The organism is Flavobacterium sp. AK-345, assembly GCF_058310175.1.
On the sequence record NZ_JBZEER010000002.1, the window covers coordinates 142199 to 160135 of the forward strand.

Below are 17937 nucleotides of genomic sequence, written 5' to 3' on the forward strand. Positions count from 1 at the left end.
AATAAAAAATCCTCTTTGTTATTTCAAAGAGGATTTTTTATTTTTTACAAATTATGTTTTTGATATTCATTCAAATTAAAGCTTTGCTGTTTCTTTTCCAGCTACAGAACCATTTTCTAAAACAGCCAATTCTTCTTTATCAACTAATTGCTGAGCAAGAATTATATTGTTGTAGGATAAAAAGTACACATCAAACTTTACTCCTTCTTCAATTAACGATGGAGAAATTTGATCGTTTTTAACCATTTCTTTAAGCAAATCAGGAAAAGTGTCTTTATAAGCCAGTTTGTTTATTTCAGTTCCTTCTAAATTGGTTTCAATTCTTATTTCAATTTTATTGTCATTTAAAAATGCTTTAGCACTAGTACTAACAACATTTCCTCCTTTTATAGAAGATGAAGTATTATAATTACTTACATGTTCCTGAATTTTCTGCTTGGTGTTTTTACAGCTTATCAACAACAATACAAAGGCAAAGACAAATACGATTTGAGTAATTTTTTTCATAATTTTTTGGTTTTATGGTTAAATATTAACTCAAACATAACAAACTTTACAGACAAAAACAATATAAGTTAATAAAAACAAAAACCTAACCACTTGAATATAAATAAATTATTACAAAACTAAAAATCCTATCAGACACAAAAAAAGCCCTTTAAACATATTTTAAAGGGCTTTCATTTTTTTAACTAAGTCGATTATTTTTTTATTAATTCCGACATAGTCTCAGCGTTTACTATTTCTTTTACAAACACGGTATTGTCATCAGCCAAAAAATAAATATCAAATTGCACGCCTTCATTTACTAATTCTTTCGGAATTTGATCTTTATTAAGCATCTCTCTCAATAAATCCGGAAATCGTTTTATAGTTGCCGTTTTATTAGATTCGTTTTGTTCTAAATTAGTTTCAAAACGCAATTCGATTTTGTTGTCATTGATATATCCTCTGGCAGTAGTAAGCGTTACATTTTCTGCTTTAAAACTGGGAGCGGTGCTATTATAAGTGGCAACATATTCCTGAAGCTTCTGTTTTGTATTTTTACAGCTTATCAGGGTCAAGATTACAATAATTGCAAACAAAGATTGGGTTATTTTCTTAATCATAACATTAAAATTATTTTAGTTTTTGAAGTCTTAAAAGTGCCTCAAGATAATAATAATCGGCGTAATTAATGGAACAATCTATTTCGCTTCCGGCAGGTTTATGTCCGGTTGAATGCAATAAGAATGCTGAGTTCACTTCATGACTTTGATAATGCTCCGAAAGTTCAACAATCATCTTTTTAGATTTTGAAAGATATTCATTTTTCAGGTTTTTATCTTTTGTATAAGAACTCAATTCAATAAGTGCCGAAGAAACAATTGCTGCTGCAGAAGCATCTCTTGGCTCGTTTGGAATATTGGGTGCATTAAAATCCCAATACGGAATTAAATCCTCAGTCGTTAATTTATCCAGATAAACACGAGTTACTTTATGAGCAAAATCTAGAAATTTAGGGTCTTTTGTTTCTCTGTAAGTCATTGTAAAACCATAAATTGCCCACGCCTGACCTCTCGCCCACATGCTATCGTCGCTATAACCCTGTGCTGTTCTTCCTTTTATTTTTTTACCTGTTTCATAATCATAAATTAAAACATGATAAGAACTGTAATCAGGCCTAAAATGATTGTGCATTGTAGTTTCGGCATGTTTGACTGCAATGTCGTACAGCTTTTTATTTCCTCCGTTTTTAGATGCCCAAAAAAGCAATTCTAAATTCATCATATTATCAATAATCGTATTGTGACCTCCGTATTTATTATGCGGCCAGGACTGAATTGTTCCAACTTTTGGATTAAAAAGTGTCGCCAAAGTATCGGCTGTTTTCAGTATAACGTCTTTGTATGCCTTGTTTTTCGTTAATCGATAACCATTTCCGAAACTATTAAAAATTTGAAATCCAAGATCGTGATCATTTGCTTTGCTAACAGATAAAGGAGTTAAGAATCTACTGAATTTGTCTGCTTCTCTTTCCCATTTTTTATCTCCGGTTACTTCGTACAAATACCATAATTCTCCGGGCCAGAATCCGCTTGTCCAATCTTTATAATCGACAAATTTCCATTCTTTACTTCCTGTTGGGATACTTCTTGGCGAGGTTCCGTCATTTGGAATTACAGTTAATGTTTTCGATGCTTGTTCTGCACAATAATCGAGTTGTTTTTTAATATCAAACGAATTATTTTTTTGTGAATAGGCCATATTCATAAAAGATAAAAAGGTCATTAAGGCAATAAAAATGAGTTTTTTTGTAAACATTGTGGTTATAATTTTGGGTAGATAGTTTTGTTTTTAATTGATTAGATAAATTTATAAAATAAAGCTGACCTTTGTGAATCTTTGTATTTTTGTGTACCTAAAATGTACGAATGATTTTTGTTTGGAGATCGAAAAGTTCATTAAAACCAAACCACAATCTTGTCATCCCGAGGAACGAGGGATCTCCGTAAGCAGCTCGACAAAGATTGGCGATTTTGAATAAGGAGTTTCTTGCGGAGATCCCTCGTTCCTCGGGATGACAAAAATACGAACATACGTATTTTTCTTACTCAAGTGTCTGTGTAATTTTATCAATATTTAAACTATTTGCCATCGCTGTAAATATTTGATAATAAACATCTTTATTCTCATATAATTCATCGTGTGTTCCTTGCTCTACACATTCTCCTTTTTCTAATACAATAATATGCGAAGCATCAATAATTTGAGAAATGCTATGCGAAATAATAATTACGGTTCTGTCCTTTTTTATAGCATCCAGAGATTTTTTTATTTGCTCTGTTGCAATGGCATCCAAACTTGCTGTGGGTTCATCCAGAAAAATAATTGGCGGATTTTTTAAAAACAATCTGGCAATTGCAATTCGCTGCTGTTGCCCGCCTGAAAGTAAATGTGCATCAGAATCATATCCTTTTGGTAATTGTATTACTTGTTCGTGAATGTATGCTTGCTTGGCTGCATCAATAATTTCTGATTTTGTAGCATCAGGATTTCCATAAAGAATATTCTCGGCAATTGTGCCTTTAAAAATATGATTCTTCTGCAAAACCAAACCAATATTTTTACGTAGAAAATCAGTATCGTAATCATTTAAATCTACTCCGTCTAAATAAATTTTTCCTGATGAAGGCAGATAAAACTTATCTAACAAATTGATAATAGTACTTTTGCCCGCACCGCTAAGTCCGACCAATGCGCTGGTTTCATTTGGCTTAATGGTAAAATTAATATTTGAAAGCGCTTTGGTCCCATTCGGGTAAACAAAATCTACATTTTTTACTTCTATAAGTCCAACAATTTTCTCCGGAATATAATCTCCACTTGTTTCTTTTTCCCTGTCAGATTCTAAAATTTCAAAAAATCCTTCTGAATAAATCAAAGCATCATTTACTTCATCGTAAATGCGATGTAATTGTCTAATTGGAGATGAAACATTGTTAAACAACATGATATGAAACATAATTGCACCAATTGTCATCGTATTATTCAAAACAAAATAAGCAGTCAGGATAATGATAATCACAACTCCAATTTGTTCAATAAAACCTTTTATACTTTCAAAAATGAAACTCGTTTTTCTGGTTGCCAATTGATTTTCGGTCATTTCAAATTGAATATTTTTATGACGATCGGCTTCCATTGGTTCACGAACAAAAGATTTAATAACCGTTATAGATTCTATTAAACTTATGATTCCGTTATTCTTTGTTTCACGATAATTCCGCATTCTCCTTCTAAAACCGCTTAATTTACTGGCTTGCAATTGGCTTACATAAAAATAAATAGGAATAATACACAAGCTTACTAAACCAACATACACATTGGCATAAAACATCAATATCAATGCAACAAAAGCATTTGCAAATAAGGGCAGGATATCAATAAAAAAATTCTGAACCAATCTTGTCAAACTGCTGATTCCTAAATCTATTCTGGTTTGAAGTTTTCCGCTTTCATTTTCATTAGAGGTGTAAAACTCCATTCTGTAAGTCAGAATTTTTTCGACTATTGACTGAGAAATATCACGGGTTATAAAAATTCGCAGTTTTTCTCCATAAAACTTCTGTCCAAACTGTACTATCGAATAAACCAACTCTTTAGTAAGCAATACAATACTAATAATCTCTAATAAATGAAATCCTTTGGACAAAGGTTCATGCGCTACCATCAATTTACTGATAGAATCAACTGTATACTTTAATATTAAAGCATTTACCTGTGCCGCAAATGAACCTAAAAAAGTAAGCAGTAAAGTAGCAATTACCATTTTTCGATACGGTTTAACAAAAGGTGTTATTTTTTTATAGAGCGCGGATATCTGCATTTATTTATTTTTTTTGGCAACTATCAAATATAAGAATTCTAAATTTGTGTTTTCAATTACTCATATCTAAACTCGTAATTATGCAACTTGTTTTCGCATCAAACAACTTAAATAAAATCAGGGAAATTCAAAGTATCCTAAACGGATCAATACAATTACTAAGCCTCGAAGAAATTGGCTGTCACGAAGAAATTCCTGAAACAGCTGATACTATAGAAGGAAATGCGATTTTGAAAGCCAATTATGTGACTGAAAAATATGGTTACGATTGTTTTGCAGATGATACAGGTTTGGAAGTTAAGACTCTAAATGGAGAACCTGGTGTATATTCAGCAAGATATGCGGGCGAACAAAAAAATGCTGACGATAATATGAATAAACTTTTAGATGCCTTAAAAGGCAAATCAGATCGCAGCGCACAGTTTAAGACCGTTATTGCACTAAATATAAAAGGAGAACAGCATTTATTTACCGGAATTGCAAAAGGGGCAATTACTCTGGATAAAACTGGAAATCATGGTTTTGGATACGATCCTATATTTCAGCCTGAAAATTATACTGAAACATTTGCTGAATTATCTTCAGATATTAAAAATAAAATCAGTCACCGTGCGAAAGCAACTCAGCAACTAATTGATTTCCTGAACTCCACAAAATAATTGTTTTAAATACAACATATTAAAGGGTAAAATTTATATTACTAGACGTAAAATTATTCATTCTAACATCGAATTGATATTGCGACAAACATAACTTTTTGATAATCAAATCATAACAAATGCATAATTCTTAAAAATGCATTAGTTTATGTGAAATATTAACAGTAATTTTGCACCCTATTTTAAAAATATATATGAATAAATTTGAACAATTAGGATTGAATGAATCGTTACTGAAGGCGATTTTAGATCTAGGATTTGAGAATCCGTCAGAAGTACAGGAGAAAGCGATTCCCCTATTATTGGAAAAAGATACAGATATGGTTGCGTTGGCTCAGACAGGGACAGGGAAAACGGCAGCTTTCGGTTTTCCGCTAATTCAAAAAATTGATGCTGACAACAGAAATACACAAGCATTAGTTTTATCGCCAACACGAGAACTTTGTTTACAGATTACCAACGAACTTAAAAACTACGCAAAATACGAGAAAGGTATTAATGTGGTAGCAGTTTACGGCGGGGCTAGTATTACAGAGCAAGCTAGGGACATTAAGAGAGGCGCACAAATTATTGTGGCTACTCCGGGAAGAATGCAAGACATGATTAACAGAGGTTTAGTAAACATTAAAAATATAGATTACTGTATTCTTGATGAGGCTGACGAAATGTTAAACATGGGATTTTATGAGGATATCGTTTCTATTTTATCTGATACTCCTGATCAAAAAAGTACATGGTTGTTCTCTGCAACTATGCCACAAGAGGTTGCCAGAATTGCAAAACAATTTATGAGCGACCCGGTTGAAATTACTGTTGGAGCTAAGAACTCAGGTTCTGCAACAGTTTCTCACGAATTTTACTTAGTAAATGCACGTGATCGTTACGAAGCTTTGAAACGTTTAGCTGATGCTAACCCGGACATTTTCTCTGTGGTTTTCTGTCGTACTAAAAGAGATACTCAGGCCGTAGCCGAAAAATTAATTGAAGATGGATACAGCGCTGCTGCATTGCATGGAGATTTATCTCAGGCGCAACGTGATGGCGTAATGAAATCTTTCCGTGGAAGACAAATTCAGATGCTTGTTGCTACTGACGTTGCTGCACGTGGTATTGACGTTGATAATATTACTCACGTAGTAAATTACCAACTTCCTGACGAGATTGAAACATACAATCACCGTTCTGGACGTACTGGTAGAGCTGGAAAATTAGGAACTTCTATTGTAATTGTTACAAAAAGTGAGTTGCGTAAAATTTCTTCTATTGAAAGAATTATCAAACAAAAATTCGAAGAAAAAACAATCCCATCTGGAATTGAGATCTGCGAAATTCAATTATTGCACTTAGCAACTAAAATTAAAGATACTGAAGTTGATCACGAAATTGACAACTATTTACCAGCTATTAACAATGTTCTTGAAGGTTTATCTAAAGAAGAATTGATTAAGAAAATGGTTTCAGTAGAATTTAACCGTTTTATTGCTTATTACAAAAAGAACAGAGATATTTCTACCCAATCTGGAGAAAGACGCGAAAGAACTGATTCTGAGCCAAGAGAATTCAATAATAACGGAGCAGTTCGTTATTTTGTAAACATCGGTTCAAGAGACAACTTCGATTGGATGACTCTTAAGGATTACCTGAAAGAGACATTAGATTTAGGTCGTGATGACGTTTTCAAAGTGGATGTAAAAGAAGGTTTCTCTTTCTTTAACACTGATCCTGAGCACACTGATAAAGTAATGGAAGTATTAAACAACGTACAATTAGAAGGACGTCGTATTAATGTTGAAATTTCTAAAAATGATGGTGGCGGAAGACGTGACCATAACGGACGCTCTGGCGGTGGACGTTCTTCTGGAGGGCCAAGACGTGAAGGTTCTGGCGGAGGCAGTTTCGGACCAAGACGTGAAGGTTCTGGTGGCGGAGGTTTTAGAAGCGACAGAAATTCAGCTCCAAGAGAAGGAGGCGGTTTTAGAAGTGATAGAAACTCATCTGCTCCAAAAAGAGAAGGTGGTTTTAGAAGCTCTACTCCAAGAACCGAAGGAGGTTCAGACAGAGCTCCAAGACGTTCTGACAGCTTTGGTGATTCACCAAAACCAAGAAGACCAAGAAGAGACTAATAAGTCAATATCTTAAAATACAAAATCCCAAATTCCAGACATACTTGGAATTTGGGATTTTTTTTATATAAAAATCTCCTTCTGAATTGACGAGTCTTGTAATTCAAACAAAATTTAAATCTCCTTGCTCCTTTTTACTTAAATACTAAAAGCAGCAATTCTTGCTTTGTTAATTTTCTGATAATTATATTCGAAGACTGCGAAATATTTAATCCCGATTTACTACTTTTAGTGCTTTAAATCAGGATATGAAATATTTCGCAGTTTTCTTTTTTACACTATTCTCAACTTTTGGTTTTGCACAAGACACAGAATCTAATGTTCCGCAAAGAGTATCAGGATACATTATCAATGACAATAGTAAACAACCTCTTCCTAACGTAAATATCATTAACACAAACAAAGTTCGTGGAGCAAAATCTGACGCTAAAGGATACTTTGAAATTGATGTACAGCCAAATGATACGATTCACTTTTCGATTTTAGGTTTTCAGTCTTTGAGAATTAGAGTTACGAATGACTGGATAAAAAATAAAGTAACCAGAATTCAGCTTACTGAAAAAGCGATTGCACTTGAAGAAGTTATCATTGCGCCTTTTAGTTTAACCGGTTATCTTGAAGTTGACTCAAAATTAATTCCTACCAAAGAAAATTATCGTTACAGCATTTCAGGTCTTACACAAGGTTATGAAGCCGGAGAATATTCGCCAAATGCTTTTGGAAAGGTATTAGGATCTATTTTTAATCCAGCTGACGTTTTATATGGTTTCTTTGGAAAAAATGGAAAAGAGCTCAAGAAATTAAAGGAAATGAAGAAAGACGATACGGTGAGAAATCTTTTGGAATCAAAATACGATCGCGAAACTGTTTCTGTACTTTTAGGCGTTAGTAAAGATGAAATTCCGGAGATTTTGCAGCGCTGCAACTATTCTGATTCTTTTATTCAAACTGCAAATGATTTACAAATTATGGACGCAATTAGCGCCTGTTATGAACAATATAAAGTACTAAAACGTAATTAATTTTACCTTTTAACCAGAAAATCAAAATCCTCATTTACGATTCGTAACTGAGGATTTTTTGTTTAAACAATTAATCAATCCTAAAACCTGTGTAGAGAGAAAAAAAATACCACAGAGAACTCAAAGTATTTTTTAATATGCTAAGTTTTGTAAAAAACACAAAGTTCACAAAGCTTTGCGGACTTTGATTGTGTAACACAACTTAAACCTTAGCGAACTCTGCAGAAAAACCTTTGCTTTCTCTGCGTTAAAAAATAATTAGCCAGTATAAAATTTTTAATATTCCCCCACAACATTTAGCATAAATCAAAAAAACATCCATTAACTAAAACAAAAAACCATGATTACAATACCTTTTCAAACTATTGACTGGACACAAATTGAAAAAACAGAACATCCGGGAGAAACCGGAACAGCTTATTGGCAAACGTTACAACTAAGCGGTTTACGCCTTCGAAAAGTAACTTATTCTGAAAATTATATGGCAGATCATTGGTGTCAAAAAGGGCATATTGTACATTGTATGGAAGGTGAATTTATAAGCGAATTAGAAAACGGAGAAAAATTTGAACTTTCAAAAGGAATGACTTATGTGGTTTCTGATGATGCAAGTTCGCATCGTTCTATAACAACAAAAGGCGTAGAATTGCTAATAATTGACGGAGACTTTTTAAAATAATATTCTACATAAAATCAGAATATTATAGTTATATTTACTTACATAAAAAAAGAAATAACTAAATTTAAATATCATGGCAAAGAGTCAAGACGCTAAAAAAACGGTTAAAAAAGAGCCGTTGAAAACAGCAAAAGAAAAGAAAGAAGAAAAAAGAGAAAAGAAAAATTCTCCTAAAAGAGACTAATTTTTGTATTCAGTCACAGTTTACAGTTCAGTCAAACTGAATACTGTAAACTGCGACTGTAAACTTTATTTTACCGGTATATTCGAAAGAATTTCTAATACAAATTTCCAATATTTTTGAGCAGATGAAATACTTGCTCTTTCATCTGGAGAATGGGCACCGTGAATTGTTGGTCCAAAAGAAATCATATCCATATCAGGATAATTTGTTCCTAAAATTCCGCATTCTAAACCAGCGTGACAAGCTACAACTTTTGGCTTTTCACCATTTTGTTTCTCATAAATTCCTACCAAAGTATCTAAAATTTCAGAATTTACATTTGGTGTCCAGCCTGGATAAGAACCGGAAAGTTCTACTTCGCAACCTACCAATTCAAACGCAGAACGCAATGAATTTGCCAAATCAAATTTTGAACTTTCAACAGAAGAACGCGTTAAACATCCAACTAAAATTTCACCATCTTTTACAATAACTCTGGCAATATTATTTGAAGTTTCAACCAAATCAGCCATGTCTGCACTCATTCTGTAAACACCATTATGAGCGGCATAAATTGCTCTGATGATTCCTTCCTGAACACCTAAATCCATTACTTTTTCTGGTAAATCGCATTTTACGATTTCAATAGTAAGATTTGGTTCAGTCGTTTTATATTCAGCTTTAATATCATTGATAATTTCCTGCATATCAAAAGTGTAGGCCTCATCAAACATTTCAGAAATAATTACTTTAGCAACACTTTCTCTCGGAATAGCATTTCGTAAACTTCCACCATTGATTTCAACAACTTGTAATCCGAAGTTTTCAAAACCATCAAATAACAAGCGATTCATAATTTTATTGGCGTTACCAAGTCCTTTATGAATATCCATTCCTGAATGTCCTCCATTAAGTCCTTTTACAGTAATAATATGACCAACTGAACCTTCAGGAACTTCTTCTTCATGATACGTTCTTGTAGCCGTTACATCAATTCCTCCAGCGCATCCTATATCAATTTCATCGTCTTCTTCTGTATCTAAATTCAATAAAATCTGTCCTTGAAGAATTCCTCCTTTTAAATTTAAGGCTCCCGTCATTCCTGTTTCTTCATCAATTGTAAACAACGCTTCAATTGCAGGATGCGGAATATCTTTACTCTCTAAAATGGCCATGATTGTCGCTACTCCTAACCCATTGTCAGCTCCCAGAGTTGTTCCTTTAGCACGAACCCAGTCACCATCAACATACATGTCAATTCCTTGCGTATCGAAATCAAAAACGGTATCTGCATTTTTTTGATGCACCATATCAAGATGTCCCTGCATTACAATTGCTTTGCGATTTTCCATTCCCGGCGTGGCAGGTTTTCTAATGATTACATTTCGAATTTCGTCTTCAAAAGTTTCTAAACCTAAGCTGTTTCCAAAGTTTTTCATAAACTCGATTACGCGTTCTTCTTTCTTAGACGGACGCGGAACGGCGTTTAAATCTGCAAATTTATTCCAAAGTGCTTTCGGTTCCAGATTTCTTATTTCCTGACTCATTATATTTTGTTTGAAGTTTAACAATTAAGAGCTCCAAAGTTACAAAGTTAAATACTTTTTTCGCCACAAATTTCACGAATTAGCACTAATTAAAATAGCTCTAAATCGGAATGTACAAATTAAAGGAAACAATTAATTAGTGAAAATTAGTGGAATTCGTGGCTAACTTTTTTTTATCATTCAATATTGTATTTATATTTACGTATCCAAAATTTAAATTGTGAAATCAAAATACATTTTACCCTTATTTCTATTAATTCAAATTATCTTTTTAAAAATCCTTCCCTATTTTCCGGATTTTGTTGAAGGCTTTTACAGCAACAATTTATTTGTTAGAATTTCACACTTTTCAAGATCGCTTTTAGGAAAAATTCCGTTTTCAGTCGGCGATTGCATCTATGCTGTTTTGCTTTTGTCTATAATAAGCTGGTTTTGGAAAATACGAAAAACATGGAAAACAGATTGGAAAGACCATCTTTTAAAAATTTTAGGCAAAATTTCAGTTTTTTACTTTTTCTTTCATGTACTATGGGCTTTTAACTATTATCGCGAACCTCTTTTCGAAAAAATGGAAATCAAAAGAGAATATACTGATGCTGAATTTTTAGCTTTTACAAAAAGACTAATAGTTAAGACGAATGAAATTCAATTTTCCATCACAAAAAATGACAATGCAAAAATTGTTTTTCCTTACTCTCAAAAGGAATCATTTCGAATGATCTTAAATGGTTATGATAATTTAGCCAAAGAACATCCTTATTTTAAATATAACATCTTAAGTGTTAAGAAATCATTATTCAGCACACCTCTGACATATATGGGGTTTGGCGGTTATTTAAATCCGTTTACTAACGAAGCACAAATTAATGACTTACTGCCAATGTACAACTTTCCTCAAACGACAGCTCACGAAATGGCACATCAAATTGGTTTTGCCAGTGAAAATGAATGCAATTTTATTGGTGTTTTGGCTTCTCTTAAAAACGACAATCTTTACTATCAATATGCAGGATATAGTTTTACATTACATTATTGTCTGGGAATCTGGAAATATAAAAACGAGAAAGTTTTTAATCAGTTAAAGAAATCAGTACATATTGGAATTTTAAAAAACTATAAGGAAAGCGAGGATTTTCACAAAAAATATAATACTTTTCTCGATGAAGGTTTTTATTTTCTTTATGATAATTTCCTGAAATCAAACAATCAAAAAGACGGTATGGACAGTTATAGTAAATTTTTAGATTTGATGGTGAATTATTATAAAACCAGAAAATTATAAGAGTTTGCCACGAATTACACGAATCGTCACGAATTTTTATTTCTCTTTATAATTACAAATTTATGCAGAATTTGGGAAATTTGTGAAATTCGTGGTAAAAAGAAAAACTAGTTGTAACAAAAATGATTTCATAACTACTAATACATTATGACCGAAAACCTAGAACAATCATTTGTTGCGCAATTGCAGGCAAATCAGAATATAATCCACAAGATTTGTAGATTATATACTGCCGGCGAAGATGCACATAAAGATTTGTTTCAGGAAATAACAATTCAGCTCTGGAAAGCGTATCCAAAATTTAGGGGCGACAGCAAATTTTCGACCTGGACGTACCGCGTTGCCTTAAATACCGCCATTACTTTATACCGCAAAACCAAACGAACCGTATCGACAGTAGAATATGAAAGCCATCAACATTTTGTAAAAGATGTTGATTACAATTATGAAGAGGAAGAACAAATTAAATTGATGTACAAAGCAGTTTATCAACTTAATGACATCGAAAAAGCATTAGTTTTTATGTATTTAGAAGACAAAGATTATCAAGAAATAGCCGAAACTCTCGGAATCAGCGAAGTGAATGCACGTGTGAAAATGAACAGAATTAAAGGGAAACTCAAAAAAATACTAAATCCTTAAAAATTATTTATGAAAGAACTGGATTTATTAAAAAAAGACTGGAAAAAGAACTCGGATTCTTTTGAACAAATTTCGGAAAATGAAATCTACAAAATGATTCATAAAAAATCTTCTTCGATCGTGAAGTGGATTTTGATAATAAGCATTTTAGAGATATTATTCTGGACAGTTTCAAACTTCTTTTTTAGTACAGATGAAATGCTGATTAAGATAAAACATGCAGAAATGATATTTTATCTTGAACTTTTAACCTATTTCAATTATATAGTAGTCCTGATATTTGTGTACTTTTTTTACAAAAATTACAAAACAATATCAACAACAGGTTCTACCAAATTATTGATGAGCAGCATTTTGAAAACCAGAAAAACAGTTCAATACTACGTTTGGTACAATTTAGGAATGGCTGTTTTAAGCTCAATCATCAGCTTTTTTATTGCCTTTGTATATAATCCCGAAATGGAATTTTTAAGAGATAAATTATCTTCAAACGGAAAAGCAATGATGATGACGGTTGGTATTTTATTTCTTGTAACTCTGGCCTTCTTAGGGATATTCTGGTGCTTCTACAGATTGTTGTACGGAACTCTATTGCGAAGGTTATATGCTAATTATAAAGAATTGAAGAAAATAGATTTTTAAAAAGGTTCAAAGGTACAGAGTGACAAAGGTTTTTTTTTTAAAACTCTAAGGTTCTTAGCTACTAAGTCCCGGTTTTCCAACCTAAAACAAAAGTTTTTCAATCTAAACTCTGAAATCTAAAATCATTAATATTCCCATCTTCTTAATTTGTTAAGTTCTTCTTCCGCTTTAATTTCTTCAGCAGGAATAACTTTTAAAAATGATGGATGCTGTTCGATGGCGTATTCTACTTTTTCAACTATTTCGTCGATTGTATCATTTTCATAATCAATATCAAGAGGTTCTTTGATGATGAAAGACTGCAAAATTCCTTTCTTTTTCATTCGCAAACCTTTTTTATCAAATGAACGACGGAAACCATCAATTACAATAGGAATTACAATAGGTTTATGTTGTTTGATGATATGTGCAGTTCCTTTTCTAACGGGTTTAAAAGATTTTGTAGTTCCTTGCGGAAATGTAATTACCCAGCCGTCTTCAAGCGCAATTCTGATGTTTTCGGTATCATTTGGGTTTACATCACGTTTTTCTGTTACATCGACACCTTTAGCCCGCCAGGTTCTTTCTACGGTAATAGCGCCAACATATGCCAAAATTCTTGGTAATAATCCGGCCTGCATAGTTTCTTTGGCTGCAACATAATACAAATTCATTTTAGGCTGCCACAAATAACCGATATTCTTAATTGTATCCTGACGTCCGCTTAAACTTGCATTAAACACATGAAACATAGCTACAACATCAGCAAAATAAGTTTGGTGATTGGATATAAACAAAACATTTGTATCAGGTAATGTTTTAATAATTTCAGATCCTTCAATCTGCAAATCATTAAACCCTCTGTATCTTCGGTGTGTCATAGCGCCCAAAATACGGATTAACCATTTCTTGATAAATAATATATGTCCGAAAGGATTTCGTTTAAACAATCCCATAGCAGTGTATTGTGTTATTTTTTGTTAGTTCGCAAACATACAAAAATTATTCGTTTAGCAATAGCAATAAGCAATTTCGGAAAAATTTTGTTATTCTTATGAATATCAAATTGTTAATTTTATGTTTTTACAAACTTTCCTGAAAACTCGTTTTCAAAACTTCTCTAAGTTCGCTTAAAATCATGGCTGTTGCCCCCCAAACGATATGATTTTGAATATTGAATGCGGGAACTAAAATATTAGATCCGTAAGAAGTTGACAATGTGGCTTCCATAATTATTTCATCGTCTAAAAAAATTGAAAGCGGCAACTCTATAATATCTGCTACTTCACGAACATCCGGATAAAATGAAAGTTCATCATGCGAAATTCCTAAAAAAGGATGTACCAAAAAATTACTTGGCGGAATATACATTGGAGAAAATTCCTTTATAATTTCTATCTTTTCAGATAAAATTCCCACTTCCTCCTGCGTTTCCCGCAGCGCAGTTGCTTCGTAACTAATATCAAAAGTCTCGTATTTTCCTCCCGGAAATGCTATTTGTGACGAATGAACTCCTTCATAAGCATTTCTGACTATCAAAACCAAATGGGTTTCTTTATTTTTTGGATACAAAAGCATCATTACAGCAGCAATTCTGGGATTTACAGCTTGTAAATCAAGATTTTTTAACGCTTCGGTACGCTCTTTTGGGGCCATTTTTATATGCGCAGCCTCTGCCGGAAGTTCAACTGGAATTAAATTAGGAACATATTGCAAAAAATCTTGAAAATCCATATTCAAAGTTTATTTTTGTACTTTCAAATAAAATATAAATATAGTTCAGAAAACGCGGTTCTACAAGTTTTCACAAATCAAAGCCATAAAAATGTACAGTAGAGAAGAATCACAAAAGTTAAAAAGAGAGTTTTGGGTGGCTTTCGCCGAAAAATATCCACGTAAATGGGTACTTTATGACACCAAAATCAAAGACTTTTCTTTTAAATTTTATGTAGATAATAAAAAAGCACAGGTCTTAATTGATATTGAACAGCGAAGCGATGAAAAACGAACTGCTTATTTCGAAAAAATAGAAGCTTTAAAAAATATTCTCGAAGAAGAATTTATAAAAGATCTGGTTTTTGAAAAGAACTATACGCTCGAAAGCGGTAAAATCATTAGCCGAATTTGGGTAGAAAAACAAGGTGTTGGTTTTAGCAACCGAAATAATTGGGATGCTATTTTCGATTTCTTCTTTGAAAACATGCACGCTCTTGAAATGTTTTATCTGGAGTATGATGAGTTTATTAAGGATATATCTTAAAGGAATATTCTGAGGTTACTGAGTTTTTTTAAAAAATATATGCAAAAATTCAACATTTTTTTTTTGGTAACCTCTTCTTAAATTACTTTAAAATATAAATTACAAGCTATCTAGATTTGTAGATATATTATAATGGTGAAAAATGCTTTTAGCGTGCTTATTGTAAAAAATTATCATTTCCATCCCACTTTTTGAAATTATTGTCCAATCATTTTTCCAACACTTATCAAAATATTTTTTTGCGTCATAAATCATCAATACAGAACGTATTAAACCTACAAAATTATTATCTTCAAAATCATTATATTCAATCATCTTTTGAGGAAGATCGGCAGGAATTATGTTATCTAAATCTTTTAAGGTATTTATTCCAAACAACTTAAGCTCATTAATCAATCCTTTTTCATATGAGCTATAGGAAGGAACAAGTCCTTTTTCAATCACATTACTAAATTTAACTTGTAAATATGAATTTAAAGATGTAGAATCTAAAGGAATATCAAAATGTCCCTTTTTAGCGTTAGCATTTACAGATCTACTATAATCATCAATTTCTAATGCAATTGAATTAAACTCACGGTCTGCAAGTTCTAGAACCCCAGCTAAAACTTTAAATCTTCTTTTAAGATGAGAGGGTAATTCTCCTGAGAATTTGTAATTTTTATCATGTTCAATTTCTGCCCATGAGTGTTGCAAAATCGTTCTAATTTGTACTTCAAAAAACAAGTCATTAAATTTTTTGTATTCGGGTAATTTGATTCTATCTTCTGGCAATTTTGCAACATAATGAATCGATCTATATCCAACTTTATCTACACCTAAAGATTCTGTTTTATCCATGCTGTTTTCTGGATCTATTTCAAAGTAATTCTCTATAACTTTAGAAATCTTATTTAAATCGCTCTCTACGTATGCAATAATACGTATACCAGCGAGATCTGTTATTTGATGAAAATTAGTGTATTTTGGATTGTCAATTTTTTTTACAAATGAGTCAATTTCTTTGGCTCGACTTATTATTGCATGAATAGCTATATGATCGTCAATAAGTATTTCATTAATAATAGATTCAACTTTTTTAGAAAGCTGATAGAAAACCTCTTTCTTTTCAATATACCAGTTTTTTGCTTCAGATACTGTTATTTTCTTTTTTTTCAATTCCATAATTAACTATTTCTTATCAAAAACTACCTAAACACTAAAAATATTATAAACAATAATATGATCATCGTAATTAATATATAATTGCTTGCGATAATCTTGTTTTTTTCTGGTGATAATAGAGATCTTACAATCTCTGCCATCATTGTCTTTACACATAAAAGAATATACTATATCGGTATCATTTTCTTCCCTTTCTATATAATCTAAAATACTAAAAAGCTGAATTTCCTGTGAATAAACTACAATTCGGTGTTTATTAGTATCCAGTATTACAGAGAGGTTAACTAAATCAAGATTGGACCATTCGCCCCAATTTCCTCTCTCATTTTTCTCCAAAACACTAAAACCAGATGTTTTAAATTGGTACGCCTGACTGTAAGTTTGTTGCAAACCCAATCCTAAAAAAAATAATATAATATAATAAGTGCGGATAATTTTCATAATATAATTCTTGCAGATAATCAAAATTCAAATTTAGCCTTTTCCTGAAGGGCAATTTCAAAATCTGCTATCATTTCTTTAATAATTTGTTCAACAGGCAAAATCTTATGAATTAACCCGGCTACTTGTCCAATTTCAAGTTCACCTTCATCAAGATCTCCTTCAAACATTCCTTTTTTTGCCCTCGCTCTACCTAATAACTGAATTAAATCTTCTTTTGAAAAACATTTTTCATATAAATCCTGAACATCCTGATAAAATTTATTTTTAATCAATCTAACAGGAGCTAATTCTTTCAATGTCAATTGCGTATCTCCTTCTTTTATATCAACTATCTTTTGTTTGAAATTATTGTGTGACGATGATTCTACTGATGCAGCAAAACGACTTCCAACCTGAACTCCGTCTGCCCCTAAAATCATCGCTGCCAGCATTCCGCGTCCGGTTGCAATTCCACCCGCTGCAATAATCGGAATCTGGATTTTTTCTTTTACCATTGGAATCAACGTCAAAGTTGTAGTTTCGTCACGACCATTATGACCTCCTGCTTCAAAACCTTCCGCTACAATAGCATCCACTCCTGCATCTTGTGCTTTAAGAGCAAAAATACTGCTGCTTACAACATGCACAACCATAATTCCTTTTTCTTTCAAAAAAGAAGTCCACGTTTTAGGATTTCCTGCAGAAGTAAAAACGATTTTTACGTCTTCTTCTACAATAATATTCATTATTTCTTCGATGTTTGGGTATAACATCGGAATATTAACTCCAAAAGGTTTACTTGTAGCTTTTTTACATTTTTGAATATGTTCCCTTAAAACTTCAGGATACATGGATCCGGCACCAATTAGTCCTAAACCACCGGAATTACTCACGGCAGAAGCTAATTTATAACCACTATTCCAAATCATTCCTCCCTGAATTATTGGATATTTTATATTGAAAAGTTGCGTAATTTTATTCAT

18 protein-coding genes are annotated in these 17937 nt (G+C 32.3%); 8 read left to right on the top strand and 10 right to left on the bottom strand.

From position 1 onward, the window contains the following. Nucleotides 1-75 precede the first annotated feature (75 nt). The 4 genes from AC4FQ3_RS04920 to AC4FQ3_RS04935 all read right to left on the bottom strand — a co-directional run bounded on the left by AC4FQ3_RS04920 (nt 76) and on the right by AC4FQ3_RS04935 (nt 4369). Nucleotides 76-507, bottom strand: a complete 432-nt coding sequence (locus AC4FQ3_RS04920; RefSeq protein WP_491181091.1) for a hypothetical protein — start codon at nt 505-507, stop codon at nt 76-78. A 194-nt stretch (nt 508-701) separates the two neighbouring features. Then, nucleotides 702-1109 carry a hypothetical protein gene (locus tag AC4FQ3_RS04925; protein ID WP_491181092.1) on the bottom strand — a complete coding sequence of 136 codons (408 nt, stop codon included), beginning with the start codon at nt 1107-1109 and terminating at the stop codon, nt 702-704. Nucleotides 1110-1119: 10 nt separating this feature from the next. Then, nucleotides 1120-2304 carry a glycoside hydrolase family 88 protein gene (locus AC4FQ3_RS04930; RefSeq protein WP_491181093.1) on the bottom strand — a complete coding sequence of 395 codons (1185 nt, stop codon included), beginning with the start codon at nt 2302-2304 and terminating at the stop codon, nt 1120-1122. 286 nt (nt 2305-2590) lie between these two features. After that, nucleotides 2591-4369, bottom strand: a complete 1779-nt coding sequence (locus tag AC4FQ3_RS04935; protein ID WP_491181094.1) for an ABC transporter ATP-binding protein — start codon at nt 4367-4369, stop codon at nt 2591-2593. Between the two features lie 80 nt (nt 4370-4449). Between AC4FQ3_RS04935 and AC4FQ3_RS04940 the strand changes: the two genes are divergently transcribed. The 4 genes from AC4FQ3_RS04940 (at nt 4450) to AC4FQ3_RS04955 (ending at nt 8852) form a co-directional block, all read left to right on the top strand. Further along, the gene (locus AC4FQ3_RS04940) at nt 4450-5028 is read left to right on the top strand and encodes a non-canonical purine NTP diphosphatase (RefSeq protein WP_042563231.1); all 579 of its coding nucleotides are present in this window, start codon (nt 4450-4452) and stop codon (nt 5026-5028) included. A 194-nt stretch (nt 5029-5222) separates the two neighbouring features. After that, nucleotides 5223-7151, top strand: a complete 1929-nt coding sequence (locus AC4FQ3_RS04945; RefSeq protein ID WP_042563230.1) for a DEAD/DEAH box helicase — start codon at nt 5223-5225, stop codon at nt 7149-7151. Between the two features lie 248 nt (nt 7152-7399). Next, nucleotides 7400-8173 carry a carboxypeptidase-like regulatory domain-containing protein gene (locus tag AC4FQ3_RS04950; protein ID WP_042563229.1) on the top strand — a complete coding sequence of 258 codons (774 nt, stop codon included), beginning with the start codon at nt 7400-7402 and terminating at the stop codon, nt 8171-8173. Nucleotides 8174-8513: 340 nt separating this feature from the next. Continuing rightward, nucleotides 8514-8852 carry a DHCW motif cupin fold protein gene (locus tag AC4FQ3_RS04955; RefSeq protein ID WP_042563228.1) on the top strand — a complete coding sequence of 113 codons (339 nt, stop codon included), beginning with the start codon at nt 8514-8516 and terminating at the stop codon, nt 8850-8852. Between the two features lie 249 nt (nt 8853-9101). Here the strand turns inward: AC4FQ3_RS04955 and AC4FQ3_RS04960 are convergent, their stop codons facing one another. Further along, nucleotides 9102-10562 carry an aminoacyl-histidine dipeptidase gene (locus AC4FQ3_RS04960; protein WP_491181095.1) on the bottom strand — a complete coding sequence of 487 codons (1461 nt, stop codon included), beginning with the start codon at nt 10560-10562 and terminating at the stop codon, nt 9102-9104. Between the two features lie 220 nt (nt 10563-10782). Between AC4FQ3_RS04960 and AC4FQ3_RS04965 the strand changes: the two genes are divergently transcribed. From AC4FQ3_RS04965 to AC4FQ3_RS04975, 3 genes are all read left to right on the top strand, one after another. After that, nucleotides 10783-11844 carry a DUF3810 domain-containing protein gene (locus AC4FQ3_RS04965; protein ID WP_042563226.1) on the top strand — a complete coding sequence of 354 codons (1062 nt, stop codon included), beginning with the start codon at nt 10783-10785 and terminating at the stop codon, nt 11842-11844. A 147-nt stretch (nt 11845-11991) separates the two neighbouring features. After that, nucleotides 11992-12486 carry an RNA polymerase sigma factor gene (locus tag AC4FQ3_RS04970; protein ID WP_042563225.1) on the top strand — a complete coding sequence of 165 codons (495 nt, stop codon included), beginning with the start codon at nt 11992-11994 and terminating at the stop codon, nt 12484-12486. 9 nt (nt 12487-12495) lie between these two features. After that, entirely contained in the window at nt 12496-13128 is a 633-nt protein-coding gene (locus AC4FQ3_RS04975; RefSeq protein WP_491181096.1) for a DUF8845 family protein, read from the top strand. Between the two features lie 125 nt (nt 13129-13253). Here AC4FQ3_RS04975 and AC4FQ3_RS04980 read toward each other — a convergent pair whose 3' ends face one another. Beyond that, nucleotides 13254-14063: a lysophospholipid acyltransferase family protein gene (locus AC4FQ3_RS04980; protein WP_042563223.1), complete on the bottom strand. Its 810-nt coding sequence runs from the start codon at nt 14061-14063 to the stop codon at nt 13254-13256. 127 nt (nt 14064-14190) lie between these two features. Then, the gene (locus AC4FQ3_RS04985; protein ID WP_052483520.1) at nt 14191-14841 is read right to left on the bottom strand and encodes an NUDIX hydrolase; all 651 of its coding nucleotides are present in this window, start codon (nt 14839-14841) and stop codon (nt 14191-14193) included. Nucleotides 14842-14932: 91 nt separating this feature from the next. Here AC4FQ3_RS04985 and AC4FQ3_RS04990 point away from each other — a divergent pair, with 91 nt between their 5' ends. Next, nucleotides 14933-15367, top strand: coding sequence for a DUF4268 domain-containing protein (locus AC4FQ3_RS04990; protein WP_491181097.1), 435 nt, complete (start codon nt 14933-14935; stop codon nt 15365-15367). A gap of 99 nt (nt 15368-15466) precedes the next feature. Here AC4FQ3_RS04990 and AC4FQ3_RS04995 read toward each other — a convergent pair whose 3' ends face one another. Genes AC4FQ3_RS04995 through AC4FQ3_RS05005 form a run of 3 tightly spaced genes read right to left on the bottom strand, consistent with a single transcriptional unit; the run spans nt 15467 to nt 17937 of the window. Then, nucleotides 15467-16531: a GTP pyrophosphokinase gene (locus tag AC4FQ3_RS04995; protein ID WP_491181098.1), complete on the bottom strand. Its 1065-nt coding sequence runs from the start codon at nt 16529-16531 to the stop codon at nt 15467-15469. Nucleotides 16532-16558: 27 nt separating this feature from the next. After that, nucleotides 16559-16972, bottom strand: coding sequence for a hypothetical protein (locus AC4FQ3_RS05000; RefSeq protein WP_491181099.1), 414 nt, complete (start codon nt 16970-16972; stop codon nt 16559-16561). Nucleotides 16973-16992: 20 nt separating this feature from the next. Next, on the bottom strand, nt 16993-17937 hold the full coding sequence (locus AC4FQ3_RS05005) for an NAD(P)H-dependent flavin oxidoreductase (RefSeq protein WP_491181100.1): 945 nt from the start codon (nt 17935-17937) through the stop codon (nt 16993-16995).